Below are 26,446 nucleotides of genomic sequence, written 5' to 3'. Positions count from 1 at the left end.
ATGGTGCTTCGCATCAACGCGTCACGAGGCTTTAAGCGGTTTATACCGCGCGACCATCTCGCCGACGATGCCGCGCCGGAAGGCGAGCACGCACACGATGAAGATCAGCCCCGTGACGATCGTCGCCGATTCGCCGAGCGAATGGAACCACGCGACGCCCGTCGCCGATGCGAGCCATTCGCCGATGTCGCCGAGCCGGTCTTCCAGCGCGACGATCAGCGCCGCGCCGAGCAGCGGCCCGAACAGCGTGCCCATCCCGCCGACGAGCGTCATCAGCACGACGAGGCCCGACATCGTCCAGTACGCGTCCGACAGCGTCTCGAAGCCGAGCACGAGCACCTTCAGCGAGCCGGCCAGCCCCGCGATGCCCGCCGACAGGATGAACGCGAGCAGCTTGAAACGGTCGGTGTCGTAGCCGAGCGAGATCGCGCGCGCCTCGTTCTCCTTGATCGCGACGAGTACCTGGCCGAACGGCGAATGCACGACCCGCACGATGAACGCGCACGCGGCGACGACCACCGCCAGCACGACGTAGTACAGCGCGACGTCGTTCGACAGGTCGAGCAGCCCGAACAGGCGCCCACGCGGCACGCCCTGCAACCCGTCCTCGCCGTGCGTGAACGGCGCCTGAAGATAGATGAAATAGACCATCTGCGCGAACGCGAGCGTGATCATCGCGAAGTAGATGCCCTGCCGGCGGATCGCGAACAGCCCGACGACGAGCCCGAGCAACGTCGCGGCAACGGTGCCGACGAGCACCCCGAGTTCCGGCGTGAAGCCGAGCGTCTGCATCGAATAACCGGTCGCATAGCCGGCGGTCGCGAGGAACATCGCATGGCCGAAAGACAGCAGCCCCGTATAGCCGATCAGCAGGTTGAATGCGGCCGCGAACAGCGCGAACGTGAGCACCTTCATCACGAACACCGGGTACGCGCCGATGAACGGCGCCGCGAGCAGTGCGGCGAGCAGCACGCCGTAGAGCACTTTTCTCTGCATCATTTTTCCTTGCCGAAGAGGCCCGCCGGGCGGAACAGCAGCACGATCGCCATGATCACGAACACGACGGTGGCCGATGCTTCGGGGTAGAACACGCGCGTGAAACCCTCGATCACGCCGAGCATCAGGCCCGTGACGATCGAGCCGAGGATCGACCCCATCCCGCCGATCACGACCACCGCAAACACGGTGATGATCATCGGCTGGCCCATCAACGGCGACACCTGGATCACCGGCGCGGCCAGCACGCCCGCGAACGCCGCGAGCGCGACGCCGAAGCCGTAGGTGAGCGTGATCATCATCGGCACGTTCACGCCGAATGCCTCGACGAGCTTCGGGTTCTCGGTGCCTGCGCGCAGGTAGGCGCCGAGGCGCGTCTTCTCGATCACGAACCAGGTGGCGAGACACACCGCGAGCGACGCGACGACCACCCACGCACGGTAGTTCGGCAGGAACATGAAGCCGAGGTTGGTGGCGCCGGACAGCTGCGACGGCACGTCGTACGGCTGGCCGGACGAGCCGTAGATCGACCGGAACACGCCTTCGACGACCAGCGTGAGCCCGAACGTGAGCAGCAGCCCGTACAGGTGATCGAGCTTGTACAGCCAGCGCAGCATCGAGCGTTCGATCAGGATCCCGAACGCACCGACGACCAGCGGCGCGATCACGAGCATCGCCCAGTACGGCAGCCCGAGGTACGACAGGCCCATCCACGCGAGCATCGCGCCCAGCATGAACAGCGCGCCGTGCGCGAAGTTGATCACGTTGAGCAGCCCGAAGATCACCGCCAGCCCGAGGCTCAGGATCGCGTAGAACGAGCCGTTGACGAGCCCGAGCAGCAACTGGCTCAGCATCGCCGGCAACGGAATGCCAAAGATTTCCATCGACTTAGCCGTCAGTATGAGTTTCGTTGCGCGCACAACCGGTTCGCCGCGCGCGCAGGCGGCGGGGCGCCCTGCCCCGCCCGCCGCCGCGCGCTTACTTCCACAACGCGCAGCGCGATTCCTGCTTGGTCCCGAACGCCTGTTCGCCCGGAATCGTCGCGAGCACCTTGTAGTAGTCCCACGGCTCCTTCGATTCGGCAGGCTTCTTCACTTCCATCAGGTACATGTCGTGGATCATGCTGCCGTCCGCGCGGATGTAGCCCTTCGCGTAGAAGTCGTTGACCTTGATCTTCTTCAGCTCGGCCATCACCTTGTCGGAATCGGTCGTGCCGGCAGCCTGGACCGCCTTCAGGTAGGTCGTCACCGACGAGTAGTCGGCCGCCTGCAGGCTCGACGGCATCTTCTTCATCTTGCCGAAGTAGCGTTGCGCCCACTGGCGCGACGCCGCATCGCGGTTCCAGTACCAGCTGTCGGTCAGCACGAGGCCCTGCGTCGTCTCGAGGCCGAGGCTGTGCACGTCGTCGATGAACATCAGCAGCGCGGCGAGTTTCATCGTCTTCGTGATGCCGAACTCCTTCGCGGCCTTGATCGAGTTGATCGTGTCGCCGCCCGCGTTCGCGAGGCCGAGGATCTGCGCCTTCGACGCCTGCGCCTGCAGCAGGAACGACGAGAAATCCGATGCCGACAGCGGGTGACGCACCGCGCCGAGCACCTGGCCTCCGTTCGCCTTCACGACATCCGACGTGTTCTTCTCGAGCGCCTTGCCGAACGCGTAGTCGGCGGTCAGGAAGAACCAGCTCTTGCCGCCCTGCTTCACCACCGCCGAACCGGTGCCCTTCGCGAGCGCCATCGTGTCGTATGCGTAGTGGACCGTGTACGGCGTGCACTGCTCGTTCGTCAGCGTGTCGGCGCCCGCGCCGATGTTGATGTAGACCTTCTTCTTCTCGGCCGCGACCTGGTTCATCGACAGCGCGGTGGCGGAGTTCGTGCCGCCGACCAGCAGGTCGAGCCCGCCGCGGTCCATCCATTCGCGCGCCTTCGACGCGGCGATGTCGGCCTTGTTCTGGTGATCGGCATAGACGACCTCGATCGGCTTGCCGAGCACCTTGCCGCCGAAATCGGCGACCGCCATGCGGATCGCCTCGAGGCCGCCCTGCCCGTCGATATCCGCGTAAAGCCCCGACATGTCGGTGATGAAGCCGATCTTCACGGTATCCGCCGCGTGTGCGGCGCCGGCGGTGAACGCGGCGGTCGCGAGCGCGAGACAGGCCTGTGCGAGGGTCTTCATTTTCATTGACGTCTCCTGTTGTTCTGATGCGTTGTGGTTGTTCGAAGCCGCCACGGCTAGCGGCGAGAGAGACGGGGCGGCGTCACACCCCGAGCAGGTCGTGCAGGGTCGGCATCTTGCTTTCCAGTTCGGCCGCCTGGAAATGTTCGACGATGCTGCCGTGCTCCATCACGTAGAACCGGTCGGCGAGCGGCGCCGCAAAGCGGAAATTCTGTTCGACCATCACGATCGTGTAGCCGCGCGCCTTCAGCGCGACGATCATCCGCGCCAGCGACTGCACGATCACCGGCGCGAGGCCTTCGGAAATTTCATCGAGCAGCAGCAGGTTCGCGCCGGTGCGCAGGATCCGCGCGACCGCGAGCATCTGCTGCTCGCCGCCCGACAGCCGCGTGCCCTGGCTCTGCCGGCGCGACGCGAGGTTCGGGAACATCGTGTAGATCTCGTCGATCGACATCGCGTGATCGCGCGGGCCGATCGGCGGCGGCAGCATCAGGTTCTCCTCGCACGACAGGCTCGAGAAGATCCCGCGCTCCTCCGGGCAGTAACCGACGCCGAAATGCGCGATGCGATGTGTCGCGAGGCCGATCGTCTCGTTGCCCGCGACCCTGATCGACCCGCTGCGGCGGCCCGTGAGGCCCATGATCGCGCGCAGCGTCGTCGTGCGGCCCGCGCCGTTGCGGCCGAGCAGCGTGACGACCTCGCCGCGGTGCACCGTCAGGTCGACACCGTGCAATATGTGGGATTCCCCGTACCAGGCCTCCAGGCCCGTGATCTCCAGCGCGGGCGTACCGCTTTCGACGCCGCTCAATTCGCGTTCCTCCCGTTCGCTGTGCTTCATGCGTGCGCCCCCGCGAGCGCCGCGTCGGCGCTGCCCATGTAGGCTTCGATGACGAGCGGATTCTTCGACACTTCCGCATACGAGCCTTCGGCCAGCACCTCGCCGCGTTGCAGGACGGTGATCGTGTCGGAGATGCCCGCGATCACGTTCATGTTGTGCTCGACCATCAGGATCGTGCGGCCGCTCGCGACCTTCTTGATCAGCGCGGTCACGCGATCGACGTCTTCGTGGCCCATCCCTTGCGTGGGCTCGTCGAGCAGCATCAGTTCGGGCTCCATCGCGAGCGTGGTCGCGATCTCCAGCGCGCGCTTGCGGCCGTAGGCGAGTTCGACGGTCGGCACCTGCGCGAAATCGGTGAGGCCGACCTGCGTGAGCAGATCCATCGCCCGGTCGTCGAGCCGCTTGAGCGTGCGTTCGCTGCGCCAGAAATGGAATTCGGTGCCGAGCGCGCGCTGCAGGCCGATACGCACATTCTGCAGTGCGGTCAGGTGCGGAAAGACGGCTGAGATCTGGAACGAACGGATGATGCCGCGCCGCGCGACCTGCGCGGGCCGCTCGTCGGTGATGTCGATCCCGTTGAAGACGATCTGGCCGGCCGTCGGGGTCAGGAATTTGGTGAGGAGGTTGAAGCAGGTCGTCTTGCCCGCGCCGTTCGGTCCGATCAACGCATGGATCGCACCGCGACGCACACGCAGGTTCACGCCGTTGACGGCCGTGAAACCCCTGAATTCCTTGGTCAGTCCGCGTGTTTCCAGAATCGTGTCGCCGAGAATCATGTTCCCTTCCGTACGAAGTCAGGCGAAGCACCAGGAAGATTCGCGCGAAGCGGCCGCGAAACACGTCAGCGGATGAGCAGGCTGCCCCCGAGCTTTGCGTCACGTCTCGTGGGTGGTCTCCCGCGCCGACGCGTATGCACACTGCGCCACATTGTCTCGCCGTTGGTGCAGTGCAATCATCGGGATTTGCACTTATAGGGCTGGCCGCCATATCGGACGGATCGGAACGGCGTTTTACGGAATATTTTTGGCCGGCATGCCGATTGCGCCACGCGTGCGCACGCGGCTGCGCGGCCGCTTGCGCACGGGCTTGCGCCGAAAGTCGCATTCGATTTGCGCGCGATTGCGCAACAAAAATCCGTCACGCTCACGCGCGGCATAACAGCGAATATTTTTCTAACCGAAATAATCGGCGGGCGCCGGCTTGATATGCACGGCGAACTAGCTGGCGGTCACGCGGCAGATACGGCCGCATCGCGCCCCACCAGCGCCGCGTCGCGCGATGCGCGCCGGTCCGCGCGGATCATGTCGCTCGCGCGCTCGGCGATCATCAGCGTCGGCGAATTGGTATTGCCCGATGTAATGAAGGGCATCACCGACGCATCGACGATCCGCAGCCCGGCGATGCCGCGTACGCGCAGCCGGCTGTCGACGACCGCACGCTCGTCGTCGGGCCGCCCCATCCGGCAGGTGCCGACCGGGTGGAAGATCGTCGTGCCGACGGCGCCCGCCGCTTCGATCAGTTCCTCTTCGGTCCGGTACTGCGTGCCGGGCAGGATCTCCTCGGGACGATAACGCGCGAGCGCCGGCGCGGATGCGATCCGGCGCGTGAGGCGCAACGCGTTCGCGGCGACGTGGCGATCGTGGTCGGTCGACAGATAGTTCGGCGCGATCGCGGGTGCGACACCCGGATCGGCGCTCGCGATGTGCACGCTGCCGCGCGACGTCGGCCGCAGATGGCACACGGACGCCGTAAATGCATTGAAGCCGTGCAGCGGCTCGCCGAAGCGTTCGAGCGACAGCGGCTGCACGTGGTATTCGAGATCGGGGCGCGTGAGTGCCGGATCGTCGGGATCGGATTTCGCGAATGCGCCGAGCTGCGACGGCGCCATCGACATCGGCCCGCGCTGCAGCAACGCATATTCGGCGCCGATCATCAGCTTGCCCCACCAGTGCGCGGACAGCGTGTTGAGCGTGCGCACGCCTTCGACGCGAAACGCCATCCGCAATTGCAGGTGATCCTGCAGGTTTTCGCCGACGCCGGGCAGATCCTGCACGACGTCGATGCCGAGCACCTGCAGCCGCCTGCCGTCGCCGATGCCCGACAGTTCGAGCAACTGCGGCGAATTCACGGCACCGGACGTCAGCAGCACCTCCGAGCGCGCCCGTGCAACGTAATCGGTGCCGCCGCCGCGATACGCGACGCCGACCGCGCGCCGCCCGTCGAACATCACGCGCTGCGCGTGCGCGCCGGTGATCACGGTCAGGTTCGGGCGCGCCATCGCGGGCCGCAGGAACGCCTTCGACGTATTCCAGCGCACGCCGCGCTTCTGGTTCACCTCGAAATAACCGACCCCGGAATTGTCGCCGCGGTTGAAGTCGTCGGTTGCCGGGATGCCCGTCTGCTGCGCGGCCTGCGCGAACGATTCGAGGATCTCCCAGCGCAGCCGCTGCTTCTCGACGCGCCAGTACCCGCCCGCGCCGTGCGCGTCGCTCGCGCCCGCATGGTGATCCTCGCTGCGCTTGAAGATCGGCAGTACGCTGTCCCACGACCAGCCGGCGTCGCCGGTTTCCTGCGCCCAGCTGTCGTAATCCTCGCGCTGGCCGCGCATGTAGATCATCCCGTTGATCGACGAGCAGCCGCCGAGCACGCGGCCGCGCGGATACGACAGCGCCCGGCCGTTGAGCGCCGCTTCGGGTTGCGTCTTGTACAGCCAGTCGGTGCGCGGGTTGCCGATGCAATACAGGTAGCCGACCGGGATGTGGATCCAGTGATAGTCGTCCTTGCCGCCTGCTTCGAGCAGCAGCACGCGGATGTCGGGATCCTCGGTCAGGCGGTTCGCGAGCACGCAGCCCGCGGTGCCCGCGCCGACGATCACGTAGTCGAATTCGCCCTCGAGCGTGCGTGGAGTACTCACGGCGTGTCCCCTTCTTCGTTGTTGTGCGCCGCGCGGCGCGGTGCCGCGCGCATTTTCAGCATAGTGCGTCGCAGCCTGCGCGGGCGGCCGCGCCACGACCGATGAAGCGTACCCCCGCCGCCGGCTGCCGATCCAATGAGTTATGCTGAACTGCGTTATAAGCCGCGCTCATATCACGACGATGGATCTCACCCTGCTCCGCGCGTTCGCGACGGTCGCACGCGAAGGCAACCTGACGCGCGCCGCCGCGCAGCTGCACCTGACGCAGCCGGCCGTCAGCCTGCAGATCAAGCATCTGCAGGAAACGCTCGGCGTCACGCTGTTCACGCGCACGTCGCGCGGGCTCGCGCTCACGCGCGACGGCCAGACCCTGCTGCCGCATGCGGAACGCGCGCTCGCCGCGGCCGCCGACGTGCAGCGCGCCGCTGCGGCGCTGCGGCACGAGGTGCGCGGCCGGCTGCGGATCGGCACGATCCTCGATCCGGGCTTCCTGCGGCTCGGCGGCTTCCTGCGCGCGCTCGTCGAAACCCATCCGCAGATCGAGACGGCGCTGCGGCACGGGATGTCGGGCTGGGTCATCGAACAGGTGCGCACGCAGGCGCTCGACGTCGGCTACTACATCGGCCGGCCGGGCGAGGACGATCCGCTCGACGGCGCACTGTTCCACACCGTCACGCTCACGCATTTCGAGTACCGCGTGCTCGCGCCGGCCGGCTGGAAGGAGCGCGTGCAGCGCGCGCACGACTGGCGCTCGCTTGCCACGCTGCCGTGGATCTGGACGCCGCCGGCATCCGCGCACCACCGGCTGCTGTCGCGGCGCTTCGCCGACGCCGGCGCGCAGCCGCTCAAGGTTGCCGAGGTCGACCAGGAGCAGTCGATGCTCGATCTCGTCAAATCGGGCATCGGCTTGACGCTCGCGCGCGACTCGACCGCGCTGGCCGAAGCGCACGCGCATGCGCTGACGATCGTCGAACGCGTGACGGTGCCGACCGAACTGACGTTCGTGACGCTCGCCGAGCGGCGCGACGAACCGGCGATCGCGGCCGCGCTGCGGCTGATCGAAGCGCAGTGGGCGACATGAGCGGCGCTCATCATGCGTGACCGGGCTGATGGGCGAAAGGATGGCGCGGATCGGTCGACATGCCTTTCAACTTTCGTTCCGGTCCAATTGATGCGATTGAAAGTTATTTGTAATATCGTCAATTCGTCTGTCGAAAACGGGAAATCCGAACATGACCGGTCCGCTCGCCGATCACGCCCGTTCGCAAAGCTTCGCGGTATGTGATGCATTGCGACGCCATCGCCGCACGCTCGCTGAAAACCTGCCCGCCCAGACAAGCATTCGCACGCATCAACGCAACGGCTGGTTGATCGGTGACGATTCTTTCAGCGGCGATTTCGATATCGATCCGCATCTTGCGGACCAGCTTCTGAACGCGCTCGTTACATCGGGCCAGTGTTCCGCGTCCGACTGGACGCGCGACTTCGCAGACCGTGGACGTTCCGGCGTTTCAGGAACGCTTGCCCGACTTTACGAAGAAGGCCGCAACATCCTGGTGGGCCCGGGAAGCATCCTCGGAAACCTCAACACCGGACTCGGCGCCGCCCATGCAGCCCATGCACTATCCCTGCAAAGAGACATTGACGCAGGCGCGCAGACGTTGATCCGCCGCGCTTCGCCAAACGTGAAGATCAACCATTACGTCACGCTCTATGACGGCAACACCACCGGCAAGGGAAAACCTCGTCCGAAGCTGCGCATACGCAACATGCCGATTCAGACCGTCCAACCGGCGCTCGGCCCACATGCAAAGCACAATCCGCGCACCCAAACCACGACTGCGGCGCTCAATGCGGCGGATCTCAAAAAGCTGACGCCCAGCATTTCGCCGCTCAGGCACCTGTATGCCGGCAGCCTGATCGGCAGCGGCGTTCTGACGTTTGCGCCGAGTCTGGCACTCGACCTGGCGGCTAATATCAGTCGGGATACTCAGGGCGCGTTGAGATTCGATAGCCGCGCATTCATGCTCGCGTCTGCGCGTAGTCAAAGCGGGAACGCACTCGGGTTCGGCTTTTCGACGATTATGTCCATCGCCCTGCTCTCGCTCAACTTCAGCACCCTTCCGGTCATCCTGTTTTCCTTCGGAGCCGGATATTTCGTGCAATTAGTCTGGAACGCGTCCACCGGTCCTGACTTTGCAGAATCGCAGGTCCAACGCGTGCTGGACAACTAACATGATGTTCCCCGACATCGAGCGCGCCCGCCCGTTGCTCTGCCATGCCCCGCTTTGCCTCGGCCCGGGCAGCTTCATGATCTTCGGCTTCTGCCTGTACGCCATCGCGAAAGCAAACGGCATCGCATTCCAGCTCACGAGCTGGCCCATGCTTGCGGTTCTTGTCGCAGGGCTGGCTGCCGGATACCGCATCAAGTATCGCTCCACGCTGTCCGTACGCTTTCTGGCGGCGTACACAGTCTATATCGTTGCCGTATTCGGTCTTCTGATGGGTACCGCTATGTTCAGCGTGTGGTCATTCATCGAAAAACCGGCGTCCAGCAAGCCATACCTGTTTTTTGTCTTCCTCTATCACGCAACCATATTGACCTCACTCGCGTTGACGTTTGCCCTCAAACTCCGCGAACTCAAGCGCCATCCCGATCGCCGTTTCAAAAATAACGAATACCTCGCCGATACCCGCTCGTTCACGATCGATCCCAACTGCGGCATGACCGTTCCCCCGAACACGCTCGCGCCGGCGACCATCGCCTTGACCGTCAACCTGCCGATCGCGTTGAACACCTACATCGGCGAAAACAGCAGCGCGATTCTGATCGTGGCATCGCTGTACGCGCTGACATTTTCTTACGTCGCCGCCGTCTTCATCGGGCCGAAACTGGCCTACCTGTATGAGTTATACCGCTATGAACGCCAGACCGGCCGACGCTTCGTCAACCGGGAATACGAGAAAGTCCAGGCGCTTCGTCGCACCTTCCTGCTGTCCCGCTTGTTGGCGAAATTGGCATCGTTTCGGCGCGCGCGCTGATCCCTGCACGACCCGCATTGCGCCCCCGTCCTCCGCACCCTGTCGGCTCGCCGCACGCGTCACGACGCCGTCTCCGCGTTTTTGCTAGATTGTGCGTTCGCACACCGCGAGACCCCGATTGAAGGAGACCCGCATGGCCCGCAACATCGAGATCAAAGCCCGCGCCCGCGAATTCGACCAGCTGCGCGAACAGGCGGCCAAACTCGCGACCGAAGCGCCGCTCTTCTATCGCCAGCAGGATTTCTTCTATGACGTGCCGCGCGGCCGGCTGAAGCTGCGCCGCTTCGAGGACGGCACGCCGGCCGAACTGATCTTCTACCAGCGCGACGACCGCGACGGCCCGAAGGCGTCGTACTACACGCGCAGCCCGGTGACGAACCCCGACGCGATGCACGCGCTGCTCGCCACCGCGCTGACCACGCGCGGGATCGTGACGAAGGAACGGCACGTGTACCTGGCGGGCCGCACGCGCATCCATCTCGACCGCGTCGACGGCCTCGGCGATTTCATCGAACTGGAAGTCGTGCTCGGCCCCGACGACGACGAAGCCGGCGGCGAAGCCGAAGCGCACGCCGTGTTCGCGAAGCTCGGCGTGTCGCCGGACGATCTCGTCGCGGTCGCCTACGTCGATCTGCTGAACGCCGGCGCGCCGCAGACGGCCGCCTGAACCCGCTTCACCCTCCCCGGCCGCGCGCTCACGCGGCGCCCGGCTCTAGGTGCGCGAGCGGCAGCGCGCCGTTACGCTTGAAGGTCGTCAGCACGATGTTCGAGCGCACGCTGTCGACGCCCGGCACGCGCATCAGCTTCTTCATCACGAACTGCGACAGCGCGTTCAGGTCGGGCGCGACGATTCGCAGCAGGTAATCCGCGTCGCCCACCACCGCATGGCATTCGAGCACTTCGGGCAGCACGTCGATCTGCTGCTGGAACTGCTCGATGATCGAATCGCCGTGGTGCTTCAGCTTGAGGCTCGTGAACGCGGTGACGCCGAGCCCGAGCTTTTCGGGCCGGAGCATCACGCGGTAGCCTTCGATCACGCCGGCCGCCTCGAGCCGCTGCAGCCGCCTGCCGATCTGCGACGGCGACAGCGGCACCTCCTCGCCGAGCTGCTGATGCGTCGCGCGGCCGAAGCGCTGCAGCACGTCCAGCAGCGCGAGATCGAAGTGATCGAGTTCCAGCATGAGCATTCTCCGCATTGATCCTTGATTTGATGCGCGATTATCGCATTATCATGCGAACCAACGCCAATATTGCGCCCAATCCGCGCGCAGCCCGCTCTACACTTGCATGGTTCACAACCGCCATGTGCAGAGCCAGATCATGTCCACCGTCGTCACCGCGAAACTGCAGGAGCAGTTCGATGCGGGCCTCGAAACCCGCGCCGATTTCACCATCGACCAGCCGATCGCGCGATACGGCCAGGTCGACCACGCGGTGTGGAAGCAGCTCTATGCACGCCAGTCGGCGCTGCTGCGCGGGCGCGCGTGCGACGCGTTCGTCGCCGGGCTCGGGAAGATCGACCTGCCGGCCGATCGCGTGCCGTCGTTCGCCGACGTGAACCGCCAGTTGAAGCCCGCAACGGGCTGGGAGATCGTCGCCGTGCCGGGCCTCGTACCCGACCGCGTGTTCTTCGAGCATCTCGCGAACCGGCGCTTCCCGGTCACCTGGTGGATGCGCCGCCCCGACCAGCTCGACTACCTGCAGGAACCCGACTGCTTCCACGATCTCTTCGGCCACGTGCCGCTGCTGATCGACCCGGTGTTCGCCGACTACATGCAGGCGTACGGCCGCACCGCGCTCGCGGTCGCCGACGACGAAGCGGCGCTGGCGCGGCTCGCGCGACTCTACTGGTATACGGTGGAATTCGGGTTGATCCGCGATCCGCGCGGCACGAACGGCCTGTCGATCTACGGCGCCGGGATCGTGTCGAGCAAGGGCGAAAGCCTGTACAGCCTCGAAAGCGCGGCGCCGAACCGGCTCGGCTTCAACCTCGAGCGCGTGATGCGCACGAAGTACCGGATCGACACGTTCCAGAAGACCTACTTCGTGATCGACGATTTCGCGCAACTGTTCGCGCTCGCCGACGTCGACGGCCGCGCGCTGGCCGACCGGCTCGCCGGCCTGCCCGAACACCCGGCCGGCGCGGTGCTCGATACCGATCGCGTACTGCATCGCGGCACCGGCGCGGGCCGGCCGGACGACGCGCACGCATGACGCGAACCGTCATGTGCGCCGCCTACACCTGTCACGCAACTATGGAAGAATGATCGGTGCCGGCAGTGCCGCGCGCGACGGACGTCACGCGCAGCCCGCCGTTACCGAACGAGAGGTGCAAGATGATCCACAAGCTCACATCAGAAGAACGCAAGACCCGGCTCGAAGGCCTGCCGCTCTGGTCGGCCGTACCGGGCCGCGACGCGATCCAGCGCAGCCTGCGCTTCGCCGATTTCAACGAAGCCTTCGGCTTCATGACGCGCGTCGCGATCAAGGCGCAGGAAATGAACCACCATCCGGAATGGTTCAACGTGTACAACCGCGTCGACATCACGCTGTCGACCCACGACGCCGACGGCCTGACCGAACGCGACATCGAACTCGCGCTTTTCATCGACCTGGCCGGCGCGCACGCGAAACCGGCCGCCTGACGTCTTCCCGCCGCGTGCCATTCGGGCGCGCGGCGCGTCAACTTTTCATTTCGATGAACGTTTTCTAGGATGTAGTCAGCGAAAGCCTTCAGCTTTCCAAGCCATCCTTAAGGCGCACGTAAGTCTCGTACGCATTCCGTGCCTTGGGGTCCAAACCTTCCAGTTGCAGCGCGCTTTCGCGCTGTACAATCAGCAGCGCATACGGCTTGGAAAGCGCGCTGGCCTCTTCGCAGAGTTTGAGTTCGTCGCCGCTCGACGGCGAGCGGGCGCGCCAGAAATTGATCGCGGCTTCTAGGTCGTTGATCGAAATATCGGACATGATTGGATTTAATCGTTCGCTGGCCGCCATGCTTGATGTCAGGCGTCGCGGCACCCCTGTGGAAACGGCGTCGTGCTGTCCGCGTGCCTGAACCGCCAACCCATTGTACTTGAGCGAACTTCATGCGACTCCTTCTGATCGAAGACGACCGCCCCATCGCACGCGGTATCCAGAGCAGCCTCGAGCAGGCTGGCTTCACCGTCGACATGGTGCATGACGGCATCTTTGCCGAACAGGCGCTGGCACAGAACCGCCACGAACTCGTGATCCTCGACCTCGGCCTGCCGGGCATCGACGGGATGACGCTGCTCACGCGCTTCCGCCAGACCAACCGCCACACGCCCGTCATCGTGCTGACCGCGCGCGACGAGCTGAACGACCGGATCCAGGGCCTGAACTCGGGTGCCGACGATTACATGCTCAAGCCGTTCGAGCCGGCCGAGCTCGAGGCGCGCATCCGCGCGGTGATGCGCCGCAGCGGCCCGCACAGCGACATGCCGCGCCCGGAAGTGTCGCTCGGCGGCGTCCGCCTGTCGGGCGTCGATCGCCGCATCTTCAACGACGACAAGCCGCTCGAATTGTCGCCGCGTGAATTCGCGGTGCTCGAGATGCTGCTGCTGCGTCACGGCCGCGTCGTCAGCAAGGCCCAGTTGCAGGATCACCTCACGCACTTCGGCGGCGATCTCGGCGACACCGCGATCGAAGTCTACGTGCACCGCGTGCGCAAGAAACTCGAGCAGTGCCGCGTCGAAATCGTCACGGTGCGCGGCTTCGGCTACCTGCTGCAGGAAATCCGCCAGACGGCGAGCGTCTGAACGGCGGTGCGGCGCACCGGCCGGTCTGGCCCGCCGGCGCGCCCACCCTGCCCGCATCGCCGCCCGACGTACGACCGCGCCGCTCCCCGTGAGCGGCGCTTATCCATTTGCCCGTCGAAATGTCACCTGATCCGGCTGTGACCACCACCAGCCTGCGCCGCTCGCTGCTTCGGCGCCTCGCCGCCCCGCTGTCGATGCTCGCGCTGATGAGCGGCCTGATCGCCTACTGGCTCGCGTGGCAGTACACGCAGCACGTGATCGACCGCTCGCTCGCCGATCTCGCGACCGCCATTTCCAAACAGATCCAGATCGCCGGCCCCGACGCGCCGTTTACGGTGCCGCCGCTCGCGCAGGCGATGTTCTCCGATCCCGCCGAAGCGCTGATCTACCGGATCAGCGACGGCGAACAGGAACTCGCCGGCGATCCGAAGCTGCCGCTGCGGGGCATCAACGTGCGCCGCATGCACCACGCGTACGTGTTCGAAGCCGAATACGACAACCGCGCGGTACGGGTCGCGCAGGTGCGCGTCGACGACGTCGAAGGCGGCAAGCCGATGGTCGTCGAGGTCGCGCAACCGGTGCGGCACCGCTACCGGATCGCGGCCGAATTCCTCGTCGCGATCATGATGCCGCTGCTGCTGCTGCTGCTCGCCGGCTGGGGCATCGTGTGGCGCGTCGTCAACCAGCAGCTCGGGCCGCTCACGCATCTGGCCGATTCACTGAACCGGCAGACCCACACGTCGCTGGAACCGGTCGACGAAACCGAGGTGCCGCTGGAAATCCGGCCGCTGACGAGCGCGATGAACGCGCTGCTCGGCCGCCTGAAGACCGCGCTCGACGCGCAGCGCAAGTTCATCGCCGATGCCGCGCACCAGTTGCGCACGCCGCTCACGGCCGTGAAGCTGCATGCCGAGCAAGCGGCCGTTGCACGCGACCCGCACCAGACTTTCGCGGCGGTGCGCGAGCTGCGCGCGGCCGCCGACCGCGCGGTACGACTGTCGAACCAGTTGCTGTCGCTCGCTCGCGCGGAACCGGGCGAACAGGCCGCGCGGTTCGTCGACGTCGACCTCGCGGCGATGGCATTCGAGACGGGCGCCGAATGGGTGCCGCGCGCACTCGCGTCGCACGTCGACCTCGGCTTCCAGCGTACCGACGATCCGGGTGACGACGAGAAGCTGGTGGTGCGCGGCAACCCCGTGCTGTTGCGCGAGGTGATCGCGAACCTGCTCGACAATGCGCTGAAGTACGTGCCGCTCGCGCGGCCGGACGGTGCGCGGATCACGGTGAACGTCGCGCGCGCGATGCTCGATAGCGGCGCGCCAGCGGCCGAGATCGTCGTCGAGGACAACGGCCCCGGCGTGCCCGCCAACCAGCAGGCCGACCTGTTCAAGCGCTTCTTCCGCGGTGACGCGCAAAACGGCAACGGCGTCGAGACGGGCGCCGGGCTCGGCCTCGCGATCGTGCACGACATCATCGCGATGCACGGCGGCACCGTATCGTACGAGGATGCGTCGGAAGGCGGCTCGCGCTTCGTGGTGAAGGTGCCGCTCGCCGCGTACGCGGCGCAGCCGGCGAGTGACGCAGCGCCGGCCACGGCGCAGATGCACTGAGCATCGGGGACGGAGCCGGCAATGCATGTTCGCCGGCTCGTCTGGCGCGTGGGCAAGACCACGCGCGCCATCGCTTACTTCTTCTTTTTCTTGTCCTTCGGCTTCGCGTCGTCCTTCTTCTTCTTTTTCTTCTTCGCGCCAGCGCCCGTGTCGGACGTCGCGAGCAGCGTGCCGCGGCACGACGATGCGCCGCAATGGCACGCGTATTCGCGCTTGAGCGATTTCGTCAGCTTCGCATCGATCACGAGGCCGTAGTCGTAGAACAGCTCCTCTTCCGGCCCGATGTCGCGCAGCGCGTGGATGTACACGCGGCCTTTGACTTCCTCGGCTTCGCAGTTCGGTGCGCACGAGTGGTTGATCCAGCGCGCGCTGTTGCCGTCGATCTTGCCGTCGATCACCCCGCCCTCGTCCAGTGCGAAGTAGAACGTATGGTTCGGTTCGCTCGGGTCGTGCGGATGGCGACGCAGCGCTTCCTTCCACGAAATTCGTTCGCCCTTGTATTCCACTACGCGCTCGCCGGCCTTGATCGGCGCCACGGCGAACACGCCCTTGCCGTGTACTCCCGAGCGGCGCACCGCGATCCTGCGTGAACTCATCGAACGAATCCTCGTGAAAACGACTTGAATGGGGGCGGCCGCGATCGCGGCCTGGCGTCGCGCAAAACGAAAACGCGGCACCGGTCGGTGCCGCGTCGGGGCATGCGGCGAATCACCCGCATCCTACACGTTCACGATTGCTTCGTTCAACATCACACGCAATATTGCGCGTGCGATGCTCAACGCTGGCCGAAAGCGACGTCGCCGAACAACGCCTTGTGCTCGCGCGGCTGCGAACGCCAGTACTGCGGCGGCGCCGTCACCTGCGCACCGAGCTCGGCCGCCGCGTGCCACGGCCAGCGCGGATCGTACAGCATCGCACGCGCCATCGCGACGAAATCGGCATCGCCGGCCTCGATGAGCCGGTTCGCATGCGCGGGCTCGTTGATCAGCCCGACCGCAACCGTCGGCATGCCGACCGCGCGCTTCACCGCCTGCGCGAACGGCACCTGGTAGCCGGGCGACAGCGGAATCTTCTGCAGCGGCGATACGCCGCCGGACGACACGTCGATCCAGTCGCAGCCGCGGCGCTTCAGCTCGTGCGCGAACGCGATCGTCTCGTCGAGCTCCCAGCCGCCTTCGACCCAGTCGGTGGCCGACACGCGCACGCCGACCGGCCGGTCCTCCGGAAATGCCGCGCGCACGATCTCGAAGATCTCGAGCGGAAAGCGCATCCGGTTTTCGAGCGAGCCGCCGTATTCGTCGGTGCGCTGGTTCGCGAGCGGCGACAGGAACTGGTGCAGCAGGTAGCCATGTGCCGCATGCACCTCGATCGCGTCGATGCCCAGCCGTGCGGCACGCTTCGCCGAAGCCGCGAACGCTTCGCGGATCCGGTTCAGGCCGGCGGCATCGAGAGCGAGGGGCGGCGTCTCACCGTCCTTGTGCGGCACCGCCGACGGCGCATGCGGCAACCAGCCGCCGTCGGCGACCGACACGAGCTGACCGCCCTGCCACGGCACGTTGCTCGACGCCTTGCGCCCCGCATGCGACAGCTGCATCGCGACGCGGATCGGCGAATGCTTGCGGATCGCGGCCAGCACGGGCTTGAGCGCGGCTTCGGTCACGTCGTCCCAGAGGCCGAGGTCGCCGTGCGTGATGCGCCCGTCGGGTTCCACCGCCGTCGCCTCGATGCAGAGCAGCCCCGCGCCCGACAGCGCGAGATGGCCGAGGTGAATCATGTGCCAGTCGGTCGCTTCACCGCGTTCGGCCGAATACTGGCACATCGGGGAGATCACGATCCGGTTCGGAAGCGTCACGCCGCGCAGCGTGAACGGGGAAAACAGCGCAGTCATGAGTGGCGCTCGCTCGGAAAGGGAAACAGCGGCTGAGCGTAGCACGCGTGTCCGTTGCGTGCAGGACGCGGGTTCGACGGTAAGCGATTGGTCAGGTGGGGCCGCCTAGGTGGGGCCGCCCAGGTAGGACCCAGGTTCGGCCGATGCGGGCGTCAAATCCCGACGCCGTCGAGCCACTCCGCGAACATGCGTCGCGCGGCCGCCTCGAGCGCGGGGCCATGCTGCGCGGTATCGGCGCGCAACTGGCGCGCGTCGATGCCGGGCGTGGCCGCGATTTCGCCGGCGTTGGCGATCAGCCACGGTTCGAAGCGGTCGGTGCGGATTTCCGGATGGCATTGCAGCGCCAGCACGTGCTGGCCCCACGCGAATGCCTGATGGCGGCAGGCCGGTGTCGAGGCGAGATGAATCGCACCGCCCGGTAGGTCGAACGTGTCGCCATGCCAGTGCAGCATCGACGTGGCCGCGCCATCGAGATGGCGCAGCGGCGATGCGCGGCCGGCATCGGTCAGCGTCAGCGGCGTCCAGCCGAGTTCGTGCCGGGCGGCCGGGTAGACGCGCGCACCGAGCGCCCGGGCGATGAACTGCGCGCCGAGGCAGATGCCGAGGATCGGCAGGCCGGCGTCGATGCGCGTGCGCACGAGCGCCGCGAGCGGCGCGATCGTCGGATACTGCGCGTCGTCGTACACGCTGAGCGGCCCGCCGAGCACGACGAGAAGCGACGGCTCGAGTACATCGAGCACCTCGAAGCGCGACGACCCGACGTCGACGTAGCGCACCCGCCGGCCCCGTTCGCCGAGCACCTGCTCGAAGCTCCCGAGATCCTCGAAGTGCACGTGGCGGATCGCCACGACTTCTGCGTTCATCATCGGCCTCCCGGTCGATCGACGGACGTCAGCCGGCGAAAATCTTCCAGGTCTTCTTCTGCGTCGCCGCGTCGGCTTCTTCCTGCACCGAGCAGTCGAGACGCAGATCGCTGTCGGCGAGCGTCAGGTCGAGCGCCGCGCAGTAGTGCGCGGCGGCCGCCTTCTTCGACGCCTTCGACGGCTGGAAGTGGGCGCACGTCAAGCACATGCGCTGCGGCGGCGTCGCACCGGCCACCTGGAGTTCGCGCAGCGTCTTCAGCAGCGCGCGATACAGTGCGCCCTGCTCGTCCGCGCCGAGCTTGCCGACGGCTTTCGTCAGGAATTCAGGCCATTGCAGCGCCTTCTTCGCGGCCGTACGGCCACGGGCCGACAGGCGCACGGCCAGTGCGCGGCCGTCGTCCAGCGCGCGGCGCTTCTCGACGAGCCCCTTCGTCTCGAGCGTGCTGACCGCATCGCTCGTGGTCGCCGCGGTCAGCTGCGTCTCGCGCGCGATCTCGCCGAGCCGCATCGGGCCCTTGCGTTGCAGCAGCAGCACGAGAATCTCGCCCTGCGTCGGCGTGAGGCCAGCGCCTTCCGCCCAATCCCATGCCTGGCTTCGCATGGCCGTACTCAACCGCAGCAGGCTGTGGGTCACACGTCCCGAAGCCTGATTCCCGTAAACGCCTTCGCTCATAGTCTTTTCGCTTTGCCGCCACCCGTCATCCCGGGCAGCCGTAGTGTGGAGATCGAATCTCTGTCCCAGAAGAGGTGCGCGAAACCGCACGCACCCGACACGGCCGTCGCGAGGGCACACGCGGCGGTCGCGTTCGCGGCGACCGGTAAGACACGCATCGTTCCGGTGTCCGCAAAGCCGACATTCTAAGCGAGAGCGGAAAATCGCACAGCTAAGTTATCCCCTTCATTCTGTGGATAACGGCTGAATAAGACCGAAAAACCTTGTGCGCGGATATTCTCCAATCCGCGTGGCCGGACCGGCAAGCATTTTCCCCCGCCGCCCGGCAAGCCGCCACCAGCTTGCCGTCCACCGGGTTATCCGTTCGGCAGTCCGTTGACTTTGCAGCGGAATATCGGGTTATCCACAGATTTGGAGGAAACCTGCAAACGATTTCGCCATTGACCTGCGTCAACCGCCCCTCAGCGCTCCTTCAACCTTCGCTCAGCGAATTGCTTTGCGGTCGACCCCGTAATCTGCAAAACATTTTTTCACTCGCGCCAACGTAAGCACTGCTGGCGGACCGTCTCGTTGAGCGATTTTTCCTGTTTGAAAACGGTTCTCAACCACGATGCGTCGTTCACGCGCGCCTGGGCCAGCGCACCGATCTCGTCGAGCGCCGCGCGCGAACCGAGCGCGGCCGCATGCGGCGCGATCCGGTCGAGCGTGTCGAGGATGTCTTCGGCGATGGTCCGGCGCTCACCCGTCTGAGGATTCACGCAGGTGCCCTCGAGCCCGAAGCGGCACGCCTCGAAACGGTTGAACGTGTAGACGAGGTAGTCGTCCTCCGACAGCTTCAGCGGCCGGTCGGTCAGCAGGTAGCGTGCGAGCGTCTGGATGTAGCAGGCGATCGCCGCCGCGCGGTCGACCGACAGCGGCGTGTCCATCACGCGCACCTCGATCGTCCCGTAGCCGGGCTTCGGGCGGATGTCCCAGTAGAAGTCCTTCATCGAATTGACGACGCCCGTGTTCACCATCTTCGTGAAGTACTCCTCGAAGCCGTCCCAGGTCAGCACGAACGGCGCGCGGCCCGACAGCGGGAACGCGAACACCGAATTCAGGCGTGCCGAATGGAAGCCGGTGTCGACGTTCTGTACGAACGGCGACGACGCGGACAGCGCGATGAAGTGCGGAATGAAGCGCGACATCGAGTGCAGCAGGAACAGCGCACTGTCGGGATCGGGGCAGCCGATATGCACGTGCTGGCCGAACACGGTGAACTGTTTGGCCAGATAACCGTACAGTTCGGAGATGTACTGGAAGCGCGGCGCATCGTAGATCTGCCGGTCGCTCCATTGCTGGAACGCATGCGTGCCGCCGCCGGCCAGCCCGACGTTGAGCTGGTCGGCCGCCTTCACGAGCACGTCGCGGATCGCGTGCAGCTCGCTCACCGCCTGCTCGTGCGAATGGCAGATGCCGGTCGACAGCTCGATCATGCTCTCGGTGATTTCCGGCGTGATGTTGCCCGGAAAGGTCTCGCCCTGGATCAGGCGCATGAGGTCGGATGCCGCTTTGGTCAGGTCGTAGTTGTGCGTGTTGACGACCTGGATCTCCAGTTCGACGCCGAACGTGAACGGCTCGGAATTGACGAAGGTTTCGAGTGCCATGGCAGGTTCCGGAATCAGTTGCTGTCGCTGCGCTCACCGACCGCCGACAGGCAGCGGTAGACGATGAACGGGCTGACGAGCTGCAGGATCACGATCGTGCACATCACGATCGCGCGCAGGTGCGGGTCGAAATTCGGATAGAGCTGGTAGGTGTCGTCGACGAGCAGGTACGACAGCGCGGACATCGGCGTGAGCGCGATGCCGAGCGCGATGCCCTGCTTCATCCCGATGCCGCTCGGCTTCGCGAACGCGACGACACCGGCCAGCTTCGCGACGAGCCGCGTAACGATCAGCACGATCGCGAGCAACCCGCCGAGCGCGATGTCGCCCCACGTGAACGACGTGAGCGTGAGCACGAACAGGATCACCGTCAGCAGCCAGCCGGCCGTGCCGAAATGCTCGGGCCACAGCTGCGGACGCGCCTCGAGGTTCTTCACGATGATGCCGGCGAGCAGCAGCGTGAGCAGCGTCGACAGCTTCAGTGCCTGGGCCACCGCGATCGCGAGCATCACGAGCCCGAACAGCGCGACGAACGAATGCTCGTCGCGCATCGTCGACGTCATGTGACGGAACAGGAAATTGCACGAACGCGCGACGAGATACGCGACGATGAACGACCCGGCGAGCAGGTAGAGCGGCTGCAGGATCGTCGCGAAAACGTTGCCGTACGCTTCCTGGTGGAGCCAGCTCGTCACGAGCTTGGTCAGCACGATCGCATAGACGCTGTTGAGCGCGGTGAGCGTGATGAGGCGTTGCGACACCTGCCCCTCCGCGCGCAGTTCGGTCTTCAGCTGGATCACCATCGATGGCGACGTCGCGATCGCGATCGCCGACAGCACGAGCGCGACCATCCCCGACACACCGAGCGCCAGCATCACGAACAGCACCAGCACGAACGTCAGCGTGGCTTCGGCGAGGCTCGACGCGACGAGCCACGGATTGCGCCGGATCCAGCGCAGGTCGAGACGGCTGCCGAGCTCGAACAGCAGCAGGCCGAGCGCGACGTCGATCAGCAGCCGCGAGGTTTCGTCGGTGCTGGCATCGATCACGCCGAATCCGAACGATCCGGCGATGAGACCGATCACCGCATAACCGGTGATGCGCGGCAGCCGCCATGCGCGATAGCACAGTTCGCCACACAGGCCGGCCGCGAACAGCGCGAGCCCGGCCCAGAACACGGCATCCGGCGTGAGCGGCCAGTTGGGCAGGAATGAAAACGCCGACTTCATCGTGGTGACTTCTCCTTTGGAAGCGACCGCCAGCGACACAGGGTCAAGCGTCAGAAATGGATGCGCGCCGGCCGGGTATCGCCCCGAATGTGATTGTTGTGTCGACGACGGCGGGACATGGGATCCGCCTGTTCCGCCATTCGGCGGCGATGTCGTTCAGGTATGCCGATCTGGATTGTCGGCCTGGTGTGTGAACGGACTGCGCAGTCTCGAAGATTCAGATTCGAAATCGTGCCGACCGTTCCATTGAAGCATGTCCGGCGCCTGGCCGGATGAACGCGAAGGAAACCGATTGTGCCACAGCTTTTTCGGTCTGGAACCGATTGCCTGGCAGACAGGCCGTCCAGCGGGCGGGCTTGCCTTTGGGTTCAAAGGTTTACTTGTATATATACGTAGTAGAAGTTAACAAGGCGCGCACAGTTCTGTGGATAACTTCGGTTTACGTCGACGGATCAAGGTGTTGGAGAGTCCATAACCCGTTGCACAGGCTGTTCGTGCACAGAAGTTTCGATTGAGCAACTTTCGGGCCGTCTCCCAGCTGTGCCGAGTTGCCCAGTTTACGTCCACTGTGATTGCACACGAAGTGCGCGCGGATTCCGCGCGGTTATCCACAGGTGAACGTGGATAACATCGCGCGACGAACTGCGATCACTGTGATGTGGATGCGGATGCGCGGCGCGTCAGTTGGTCGCGCCCACCTGTCGGGCGCGCAGCGCGCGGATCAGGAAGCGTGCGGGGTCGACGGCATCGGCGAGTTCGCGTTCGAGCGGCCACGGCTCGCCTTCGAGTTGCGATGCGATCAGTTCGGCGCCGAGTGCCGCCCATACGAGGCCGCGCGAACCGAAGCCGAATGCGCCGTAGAGTCCGGGCATGCGCGGCAGGTCGCGCGCCTGCGCACCGCTCAGCGCCTTCGCGTGGGTGAGCGCGTGCGCTTCGTCCGCGAGCGGGCCGATGAGCGGCAGACGATCGCCGACGACCCAGCGGAACGCCACGCGGCCGCGCAGTGCGCCGACGCCGGGCGCGTCGCCGATCAGGCCCGGGAGCAGGCGCCGGACCCGCTCGAGGTTTTCGGCGTGACCGGCCGCGCGCATCGCGGGATCGACGTCGTCGGGCTCGAACGTTGCGCCGATCAGCAGCGTGCCGTCGTCGAGCGGTACCGCGTAACCGTCGCCGATCGCCGGGCACGGCAGCGGTGCCGTGCTGCCGGGGGGCAGCAACGTGAGCTGGCCGCGCACCGGTTGCAGCGCGACATGCTGCAGCCCGGCGAGGCGCGCGGCGTCGCCGGCATTCGCGAGCACGACGGCCGGCGCTTGCGCGAGCGTCCGGCCGGCGGCGTCGAGCGCGCGCCAGTCGGCGCCGTGCCGTTCGAGCCGCGCGACTTCGGTGCGTGTCAGGATCCGCACGCGCTCACCGGCCGCCGCGCACTGCGCGGTGGACAACTCGGCCGGCCGCACCGCGCCGCCGTGCGGAAACAGCAGGCCGCCGTGCGCGACCGGCAGCGACAGGCGCGCGCGCGCTTCGTCGACGTTCAGCAGCCGCGCATAGTCCGGCGGCACGCCGAGCGCGTCGAAGGCCGCGCGCATCCGCGCGAAGTCATCGGCCGATTCGGCAAGATGAATCATGCCGCGCGTGCTGCGCGCGAATGCATGGCCCGCGCGTTCGAGCGCGCGCCAGCGTGCGATCGCGTGCAGGAAGCCGCCGCGCGTGAGCCGGCTTGCGACGTTGTCGTCGCGGGTCATCAGCGGATGGAATACGCCGGCCGGATTGCCCGACGCCTCGCTCGCGATCCGGTCGTGCCGCTCGATCAGCGTGACCTCCCAGCCGCGCGCGGCGAGGCGTTCGACGACCGCGCAGCCCGCCAGGCCCGCACCGATGACGATCGCGCGGCGCGTGTCGACCGGCAGCGCACGCGGCGGCTCGTGGCGGCGCATCTGCCAGCGCGGCGCGTATTCGCCGGCGAGCATCACGAACTTGCCGGCAAACCCGTCGACCTTGCGATACGTGAAACCCGCGTCGGTGAGCGCCAGTTTCACGACGCCCGAACTCGAATACGTCGCGAACGTCGCGTCTTCGGCGGCGAGACGTCCGAGTGCGCGGAACACGTCGGCCGACCACATGTCCGGGTTTTTCGCCGGCGCGAAACCGTCCAGATAAAACGCATCGGCGCGCGCGACGAGTTTCGGCAGCATCGCGAGCGCATCGCCGAACACGAGCGTGAGCACGACCCGCCCGTCGTCGAATTCGAGCCGGTGCAGACCCGGCACGAGCGTCGGCCACGCATCGGCGAGCGCGTCGACGTCCGCCGATGTCGTTGTCTGCGCAACCATGTGCGATGCGGCGCGGCGCAAGTCGTCGCGCGAGAACGGATGCTTCTCGACCGACACGAAATGCAGCCGCTCGCAGCGTGCGGGATCCTCGCGCCACGCAGCCCAGGTCGCGAGGAAGTTGGCGCCCGTGCCGAACCCCGTCTCGACGATCGTGAACGTGCGGCGGCCTTGCCAGCGCGCCGGCAGCCGGTTGCCCGCGACGGACACGTGGTTCGCCTGCGCGAGCGCGCCCGCGACGTTGTGATAGATGTCGCCGAACTCGGGCGACACGAGCGTGCCGTCGTCGCGGATGGCGAACGTGGCGGGAACAAGTCGGTCGGTCATGCGAAACAAAAAACGTGGCAGCCAAGCCTGGCAAGGGATTGCGCGGACTGGGCCGGCGCGCCGTTGGAAAAAGCCAACGGGGCGGCGCACGGGCGGACCGCACTGCGTATCCTGTCCGGTTGGCGCTGGTCAAAAAACGTGCAGTCGATGATTCATTCGGCGAAATACCGATGAAAATCTTTGAAACCCTTGTCGTTATTGGGTTTGCGCTGCGCTATCATAGCAAGCGCCGTTCTGCGGGGCGGTCTTCGGCATGCCGGGGGCCGACCTGCGGGGCCAGGATTCGGCGCTGTGTCGTCGGAGTCTGACTCTCGACGGCACGGTTCGCGCACGTATAATCGGCGCGTTCGCGCTGTTCGTGTCAACCTAACCTGATAAAGGAACCTTAATGAACAAACAGGAACTGATCGACGCCGTCGCCGCCCAAACGGGCGCCAGCAAGGCTCAAACCGGCGAAACGCTGGACACGCTGCTCGAAGTCATCAAGAAGGCCGTGTCGAAGGGTGATGCGGTTCAGCTGATCGGCTTCGGCAGCTTCGGTTCGGGCAAGCGCGCAGCACGTACGGGCCGCAACCCGAAGACGGGCGAAACCATCAAGATCCCGGCAGCCAAGACGGTCAAGTTCACGGCTGGCAAGGCGTTCAAGGACGCCGTCAACAAGCGTTAAACCAGCGCCTGTTCCAGGAAAAACCCGCCTTTCGGCGGGTTTTTTGTTGGGCGCGCGCGGCATTTTCGCCACACTTCACGACGTATTTGCAAGATTTAACGGTTGTTACGAACGATGCAGGATCTGCGTGTCGCCGTGATCGTCGTCGTCGTGCGAATCGATATCCCACACCGGGAACGGATCGTCGAACAGCTCCGTCCACCCTGCGGCGCCGAGCGCGAATTCCGCATCGGTCAGCAGGCACGCATCGAGTTTCTCGCGCCATGCATCCGCGTCGAGCGCGATGCCGATCAGCACGAGTTCCTGCCGGCGATCGCCCACCGCGCGATCGTCGAGATCGCCGTGCCATTCGGCGCGGATTTCCGCGAGCAGTTCGTCGTCGTCCGGCCATTCCGCGCGATCCTGCGCGGCCCACCACAGACCTGCCGGGCCATGCCGGCAGACGCCGCCCGCCTGCGACAGCGAGCCCGCGATGTCGTTGCGCGTCGCGAGCCAGAAGAAGCCCTTGCTGCGCAGCACGCCCGGCCACTCCTGGTGCAGCAGCGCCCAGAGCCGCGCCGGATGAAACGGCCGGCGCGCGCGGTAAACAAAATTGCCGATGCCGAATTCGTCGGCTTCGCCGTGCACGTGCGGATGCGCAGGGTCGTGGTCATGGTCATGGTCTTCGACGTGCTCATCATGATCGTGATCGAGCGAGGCGAGCCAGCCCGGCGCGTTCGCGGCCTCGTCGAAATCGAAGCGGCCCGTGTTCAGCACTTCGTCGAGCGGCACGTTGCCGAACGTCGACACGACCTGGTGCGCGCGCGGGTTGAGTCGCGCGAGGATGTGCTGCAGGCGGGCGAGCTCGTCGGCGCCGACGAGGTCGGCCTTGTTGATCACCAGCACGTCGCAGAATTCGATCTGCTCGATCAGCAGCTCGACGAGCGTGCGGTCGTCCTCCTCCGAGGCGGCGATGCCGCGGGTTGCGAGCGCATCGTCCGAGCCGTAGTCGCGGAGGAAGTTGTACGCGTCGACCACGGTGACGAGCGTGTCGAGCCGCGCGATCGCGGACAGCGACGTGCCGTCGTCGTCGACGAACGTGAAGGTCTCGGCAATCGGCATCGGCTCCGCGATACCGGTCGATTCGATCATGATCGCATCGAAGCGGCCTTCGGACGCGAGCGTGCGGATCTCGACGAGCAGGTCGTCGCGCAGCGTGCAGCAGATGCAGCCGTTCGACATCTCGACGAGGCGTTCCTCGACGTGCGACAGCGCCTGCGCGTCACGCACGAGCGAGGCGTCGATGTTGACCGCTGCGAGATCGTTGACGATCACGGCGACTTTCAGGCCCGCGCGGTTCGCGAGGACATGGTTGAGCAGCGTGGTCTTGCCGGCGCCGAGGAAACCGGACAGCACGGTGACGGGCAACGGCTGGTTCATAGCCGGATTCATAGCGATACGCACCAACGGAAAAATTGAAAAAGCGGCCGCGGCGGCCC

25 protein-coding genes are annotated in these 26,446 nt (G+C 65.9%); 9 read left to right on the top strand and 16 right to left on the bottom strand.

Features of this window, described 5'->3' with window-relative positions; all coding sequences use genetic code 11:
- Nucleotides 1–21: 21 nt before the first annotated feature.
- The 6 genes from WT26_RS03800 to WT26_RS03775 form a co-directional block, all read right to left on the bottom strand.
- Nucleotides 22–996 carry a branched-chain amino acid ABC transporter permease gene (locus WT26_RS03800; protein ID WP_069273685.1) on the bottom strand — a complete coding sequence of 325 codons (975 nt, stop codon included), beginning with the start codon at nucleotides 994–996 and terminating at the stop codon, nucleotides 22–24.
- Nucleotides 996–1,880 carry a branched-chain amino acid ABC transporter permease gene (locus tag WT26_RS03795; RefSeq protein ID WP_059667726.1) on the bottom strand — a complete coding sequence of 295 codons (885 nt, stop codon included), beginning with the start codon at nucleotides 1,878–1,880 and terminating at the stop codon, nucleotides 996–998. Before WT26_RS03795 ends, WT26_RS03800 begins: the two co-directional genes overlap by 1 nt.
- Nucleotides 1,881–1,974: 94 nt before the next feature.
- Nucleotides 1,975–3,174, bottom strand: a complete 1,200-nt coding sequence (locus WT26_RS03790; protein ID WP_059527928.1) for an ABC transporter substrate-binding protein — start codon at nucleotides 3,172–3,174, stop codon at nucleotides 1,975–1,977.
- Nucleotides 3,175–3,250: 76 nt separating this feature from the next.
- Nucleotides 3,251–4,006, bottom strand: a complete 756-nt coding sequence (locus tag WT26_RS03785; protein WP_059527924.1) for an ABC transporter ATP-binding protein — start codon at nucleotides 4,004–4,006, stop codon at nucleotides 3,251–3,253.
- Nucleotides 4,003–4,782 carry an ABC transporter ATP-binding protein gene (locus WT26_RS03780; protein WP_021160426.1) on the bottom strand — a complete coding sequence of 260 codons (780 nt, stop codon included), beginning with the start codon at nucleotides 4,780–4,782 and terminating at the stop codon, nucleotides 4,003–4,005. The genes WT26_RS03785 and WT26_RS03780 overlap by 4 nt, the downstream gene beginning before the upstream one ends.
- Before the next feature lie 452 nt (nucleotides 4,783–5,234).
- Nucleotides 5,235–6,920: a GMC family oxidoreductase gene (locus tag WT26_RS03775; RefSeq protein WP_069272220.1), complete on the bottom strand. Its 1,686-nt coding sequence runs from the start codon at nucleotides 6,918–6,920 to the stop codon at nucleotides 5,235–5,237.
- Between the two features lie 181 nt (nucleotides 6,921–7,101).
- Here WT26_RS03775 and WT26_RS03770 point away from each other — a divergent pair, with 181 nt between their 5' ends.
- The 4 genes from WT26_RS03770 to WT26_RS03755 all read left to right on the top strand — a co-directional run bounded on the left by WT26_RS03770 (nucleotide 7,102) and on the right by WT26_RS03755 (nucleotide 10,629).
- Nucleotides 7,102–8,001, top strand: a complete 900-nt coding sequence (locus tag WT26_RS03770; protein WP_069272219.1) for a LysR family transcriptional regulator — start codon at nucleotides 7,102–7,104, stop codon at nucleotides 7,999–8,001.
- A 151-nt stretch (nucleotides 8,002–8,152) separates the two neighbouring features.
- Nucleotides 8,153–9,154 (top strand): hypothetical protein, encoded by a 1,002-nt coding sequence (locus WT26_RS03765; RefSeq protein WP_155123056.1) that lies wholly within the window; start codon nucleotides 8,153–8,155, stop codon nucleotides 9,152–9,154.
- 1 nt (nucleotide 9,155) lies between these two features.
- A complete protein-coding gene (locus WT26_RS03760; RefSeq protein ID WP_060165816.1) occupies nucleotides 9,156–9,962 on the top strand; it encodes a hypothetical protein in 807 nt (268 codons plus the stop codon).
- Between the two features lie 133 nt (nucleotides 9,963–10,095).
- A complete protein-coding gene (locus WT26_RS03755) occupies nucleotides 10,096–10,629 on the top strand; it encodes a class IV adenylate cyclase (RefSeq protein WP_069272218.1) in 534 nt (177 codons plus the stop codon).
- A 28-nt stretch (nucleotides 10,630–10,657) separates the two neighbouring features.
- On the opposite strand, the gene WT26_RS03750 is transcribed toward WT26_RS03755, so the two are convergent.
- Entirely contained in the window at nucleotides 10,658–11,143 is a 486-nt protein-coding gene (locus tag WT26_RS03750) for an Lrp/AsnC family transcriptional regulator (protein WP_069273683.1), read from the bottom strand.
- Nucleotides 11,144–11,249: 106 nt separating this feature from the next.
- Between WT26_RS03750 and phhA the strand changes: the two genes are divergently transcribed.
- Nucleotides 11,250–12,176 carry a phenylalanine 4-monooxygenase gene (gene phhA / locus WT26_RS03745; RefSeq protein WP_081333707.1) on the top strand — a complete coding sequence of 309 codons (927 nt, stop codon included), beginning with the start codon at nucleotides 11,250–11,252 and terminating at the stop codon, nucleotides 12,174–12,176.
- Nucleotides 12,177–12,298: 122 nt separating this feature from the next.
- Nucleotides 12,299–12,607, top strand: coding sequence for a 4a-hydroxytetrahydrobiopterin dehydratase (locus WT26_RS03740; protein ID WP_027788725.1), 309 nt, complete (start codon nucleotides 12,299–12,301; stop codon nucleotides 12,605–12,607).
- A gap of 88 nt (nucleotides 12,608–12,695) precedes the next feature.
- On the opposite strand, the gene WT26_RS03735 is transcribed toward WT26_RS03740, so the two are convergent.
- Nucleotides 12,696–12,926, bottom strand: a complete 231-nt coding sequence (locus WT26_RS03735) for a DUF3717 domain-containing protein (protein ID WP_039351485.1) — start codon at nucleotides 12,924–12,926, stop codon at nucleotides 12,696–12,698.
- 122 nt (nucleotides 12,927–13,048) lie between these two features.
- Here WT26_RS03735 and WT26_RS03730 point away from each other — a divergent pair, with 122 nt between their 5' ends.
- Complete coding sequence (locus WT26_RS03730) at nucleotides 13,049–13,741, top strand: response regulator transcription factor (RefSeq protein ID WP_006401494.1); 693 nt, start codon at nucleotides 13,049–13,051, stop codon at nucleotides 13,739–13,741.
- Nucleotides 13,742–13,860: 119 nt separating this feature from the next.
- Nucleotides 13,861–15,351 carry a sensor histidine kinase gene (locus tag WT26_RS03725; RefSeq protein WP_069273682.1) on the top strand — a complete coding sequence of 497 codons (1,491 nt, stop codon included), beginning with the start codon at nucleotides 13,861–13,863 and terminating at the stop codon, nucleotides 15,349–15,351.
- A gap of 74 nt (nucleotides 15,352–15,425) precedes the next feature.
- Here WT26_RS03725 and WT26_RS03720 read toward each other — a convergent pair whose 3' ends face one another.
- From WT26_RS03720 to mnmC, 7 genes are all read right to left on the bottom strand, one after another.
- Complete coding sequence (locus WT26_RS03720; protein WP_069272217.1) at nucleotides 15,426–15,947, bottom strand: SET domain-containing protein; 522 nt, start codon at nucleotides 15,945–15,947, stop codon at nucleotides 15,426–15,428.
- 179 nt (nucleotides 15,948–16,126) lie between these two features.
- Complete coding sequence (locus WT26_RS03715; protein ID WP_059527906.1) at nucleotides 16,127–17,239, bottom strand: NADH:flavin oxidoreductase/NADH oxidase; 1,113 nt, start codon at nucleotides 17,237–17,239, stop codon at nucleotides 16,127–16,129.
- Nucleotides 17,240–17,391: 152 nt separating this feature from the next.
- A complete protein-coding gene (locus WT26_RS03710; RefSeq protein ID WP_069273681.1) occupies nucleotides 17,392–18,102 on the bottom strand; it encodes a glutamine amidotransferase in 711 nt (236 codons plus the stop codon).
- A gap of 28 nt (nucleotides 18,103–18,130) precedes the next feature.
- Complete coding sequence (locus tag WT26_RS03705) at nucleotides 18,131–18,775, bottom strand: MarR family winged helix-turn-helix transcriptional regulator (RefSeq protein WP_069272216.1); 645 nt, start codon at nucleotides 18,773–18,775, stop codon at nucleotides 18,131–18,133.
- Nucleotides 18,776–19,305: 530 nt separating this feature from the next.
- The gene (locus WT26_RS03700; RefSeq protein ID WP_059527903.1) at nucleotides 19,306–20,421 is read right to left on the bottom strand and encodes a YbdK family carboxylate-amine ligase; all 1,116 of its coding nucleotides are present in this window, start codon (nucleotides 20,419–20,421) and stop codon (nucleotides 19,306–19,308) included.
- A 14-nt stretch (nucleotides 20,422–20,435) separates the two neighbouring features.
- On the bottom strand, nucleotides 20,436–21,650 hold the full coding sequence (locus WT26_RS03695) for a cation:proton antiporter (protein ID WP_059527900.1): 1,215 nt from the start codon (nucleotides 21,648–21,650) through the stop codon (nucleotides 20,436–20,438).
- 680 nt (nucleotides 21,651–22,330) lie between these two features.
- On the bottom strand, nucleotides 22,331–24,301 hold the full coding sequence (gene mnmC, locus WT26_RS03690) for a bifunctional tRNA (5-methylaminomethyl-2-thiouridine)(34)-methyltransferase MnmD/FAD-dependent 5-carboxymethylaminomethyl-2-thiouridine(34) oxidoreductase MnmC (protein WP_069272215.1): 1,971 nt from the start codon (nucleotides 24,299–24,301) through the stop codon (nucleotides 22,331–22,333).
- Nucleotides 24,302–24,689: 388 nt separating this feature from the next.
- Between mnmC and WT26_RS03685 the strand changes: the two genes are divergently transcribed.
- Nucleotides 24,690–24,968: an HU family DNA-binding protein gene (locus WT26_RS03685; protein WP_006401505.1), complete on the top strand. Its 279-nt coding sequence runs from the start codon at nucleotides 24,690–24,692 to the stop codon at nucleotides 24,966–24,968.
- A gap of 105 nt (nucleotides 24,969–25,073) precedes the next feature.
- On the opposite strand, the gene WT26_RS03680 is transcribed toward WT26_RS03685, so the two are convergent.
- Nucleotides 25,074–26,399, bottom strand: coding sequence for a GTP-binding protein (locus WT26_RS03680; protein ID WP_069272214.1), 1,326 nt, complete (start codon nucleotides 26,397–26,399; stop codon nucleotides 25,074–25,076).
- Nucleotides 26,400–26,446 lie beyond the last annotated feature (47 nt).

Source organism: Burkholderia cepacia (assembly GCF_001718835.1).
GTDB lineage: Bacteria > Pseudomonadota > Gammaproteobacteria > Burkholderiales > Burkholderiaceae > Burkholderia > Burkholderia cepacia_F.
Note: the sequence above shows the minus strand (reverse complement) of the source record. Positions and strands in the feature narration are given on the sequence as shown.

What these genes read in the sequence shown, in the direction of transcription:
- WT26_RS03800 (WP_069273685.1), bottom strand. Translation starts at nt 996, where the DNA reads ATGCAGAGAAAAGTGCTCTACGGCGTGCTGCTCGCCGCACTGCTCGCG.
- WT26_RS03795 (WP_059667726.1), bottom strand. Translation starts at nt 1,880, where the DNA reads ATGGAAATCTTTGGCATTCCGTTGCCGGCGATGCTGAGCCAGTTGCTG.
- WT26_RS03790 (WP_059527928.1), bottom strand. Translation starts at nt 3,174, where the DNA reads ATGAAAATGAAGACCCTCGCACAGGCCTGTCTCGCGCTCGCGACCGCC.
- WT26_RS03785 (WP_059527924.1), bottom strand. Translation starts at nt 4,006, where the DNA reads ATGAAGCACAGCGAACGGGAGGAACGCGAATTGAGCGGCGTCGAAAGC.
- WT26_RS03780 (WP_021160426.1), bottom strand. Translation starts at nt 4,782, where the DNA reads ATGATTCTCGGCGACACGATTCTGGAAACACGCGGACTGACCAAGGAA.
- WT26_RS03770 (WP_069272219.1), top strand. Translation starts at nt 7,102, where the DNA reads ATGGATCTCACCCTGCTCCGCGCGTTCGCGACGGTCGCACGCGAAGGC.
- WT26_RS03765 (WP_155123056.1), top strand. Translation starts at nt 8,153, where the DNA reads ATGACCGGTCCGCTCGCCGATCACGCCCGTTCGCAAAGCTTCGCGGTA.
- WT26_RS03760 (WP_060165816.1), top strand. Translation starts at nt 9,156, where the DNA reads ATGATGTTCCCCGACATCGAGCGCGCCCGCCCGTTGCTCTGCCATGCC.
- WT26_RS03755 (WP_069272218.1), top strand. Translation starts at nt 10,096, where the DNA reads ATGGCCCGCAACATCGAGATCAAAGCCCGCGCCCGCGAATTCGACCAG.
- WT26_RS03750 (WP_069273683.1), bottom strand. Translation starts at nt 11,143, where the DNA reads ATGCTGGAACTCGATCACTTCGATCTCGCGCTGCTGGACGTGCTGCAG.
- phhA (WP_081333707.1), top strand. Translation starts at nt 11,250, where the DNA reads ATGGTTCACAACCGCCATGTGCAGAGCCAGATCATGTCCACCGTCGTC.
- WT26_RS03740 (WP_027788725.1), top strand. Translation starts at nt 12,299, where the DNA reads ATGATCCACAAGCTCACATCAGAAGAACGCAAGACCCGGCTCGAAGGC.
- WT26_RS03735 (WP_039351485.1), bottom strand. Translation starts at nt 12,926, where the DNA reads ATGTCCGATATTTCGATCAACGACCTAGAAGCCGCGATCAATTTCTGG.
- WT26_RS03730 (WP_006401494.1), top strand. Translation starts at nt 13,049, where the DNA reads ATGCGACTCCTTCTGATCGAAGACGACCGCCCCATCGCACGCGGTATC.
- WT26_RS03725 (WP_069273682.1), top strand. Translation starts at nt 13,861, where the DNA reads ATGTCACCTGATCCGGCTGTGACCACCACCAGCCTGCGCCGCTCGCTG.
- WT26_RS03720 (WP_069272217.1), bottom strand. Translation starts at nt 15,947, where the DNA reads ATGAGTTCACGCAGGATCGCGGTGCGCCGCTCGGGAGTACACGGCAAG.
- WT26_RS03715 (WP_059527906.1), bottom strand. Translation starts at nt 17,239, where the DNA reads ATGACTGCGCTGTTTTCCCCGTTCACGCTGCGCGGCGTGACGCTTCCG.
- WT26_RS03710 (WP_069273681.1), bottom strand. Translation starts at nt 18,102, where the DNA reads ATGAACGCAGAAGTCGTGGCGATCCGCCACGTGCACTTCGAGGATCTC.
- WT26_RS03705 (WP_069272216.1), bottom strand. Translation starts at nt 18,775, where the DNA reads ATGAGCGAAGGCGTTTACGGGAATCAGGCTTCGGGACGTGTGACCCAC.
- WT26_RS03700 (WP_059527903.1), bottom strand. Translation starts at nt 20,421, where the DNA reads ATGGCACTCGAAACCTTCGTCAATTCCGAGCCGTTCACGTTCGGCGTC.
- WT26_RS03695 (WP_059527900.1), bottom strand. Translation starts at nt 21,650, where the DNA reads ATGAAGTCGGCGTTTTCATTCCTGCCCAACTGGCCGCTCACGCCGGAT.
- mnmC (WP_069272215.1), bottom strand. Translation starts at nt 24,301, where the DNA reads ATGACCGACCGACTTGTTCCCGCCACGTTCGCCATCCGCGACGACGGC.
- WT26_RS03685 (WP_006401505.1), top strand. Translation starts at nt 24,690, where the DNA reads ATGAACAAACAGGAACTGATCGACGCCGTCGCCGCCCAAACGGGCGCC.
- WT26_RS03680 (WP_069272214.1), bottom strand. Translation starts at nt 26,399, where the DNA reads ATGAATCCGGCTATGAACCAGCCGTTGCCCGTCACCGTGCTGTCCGGT.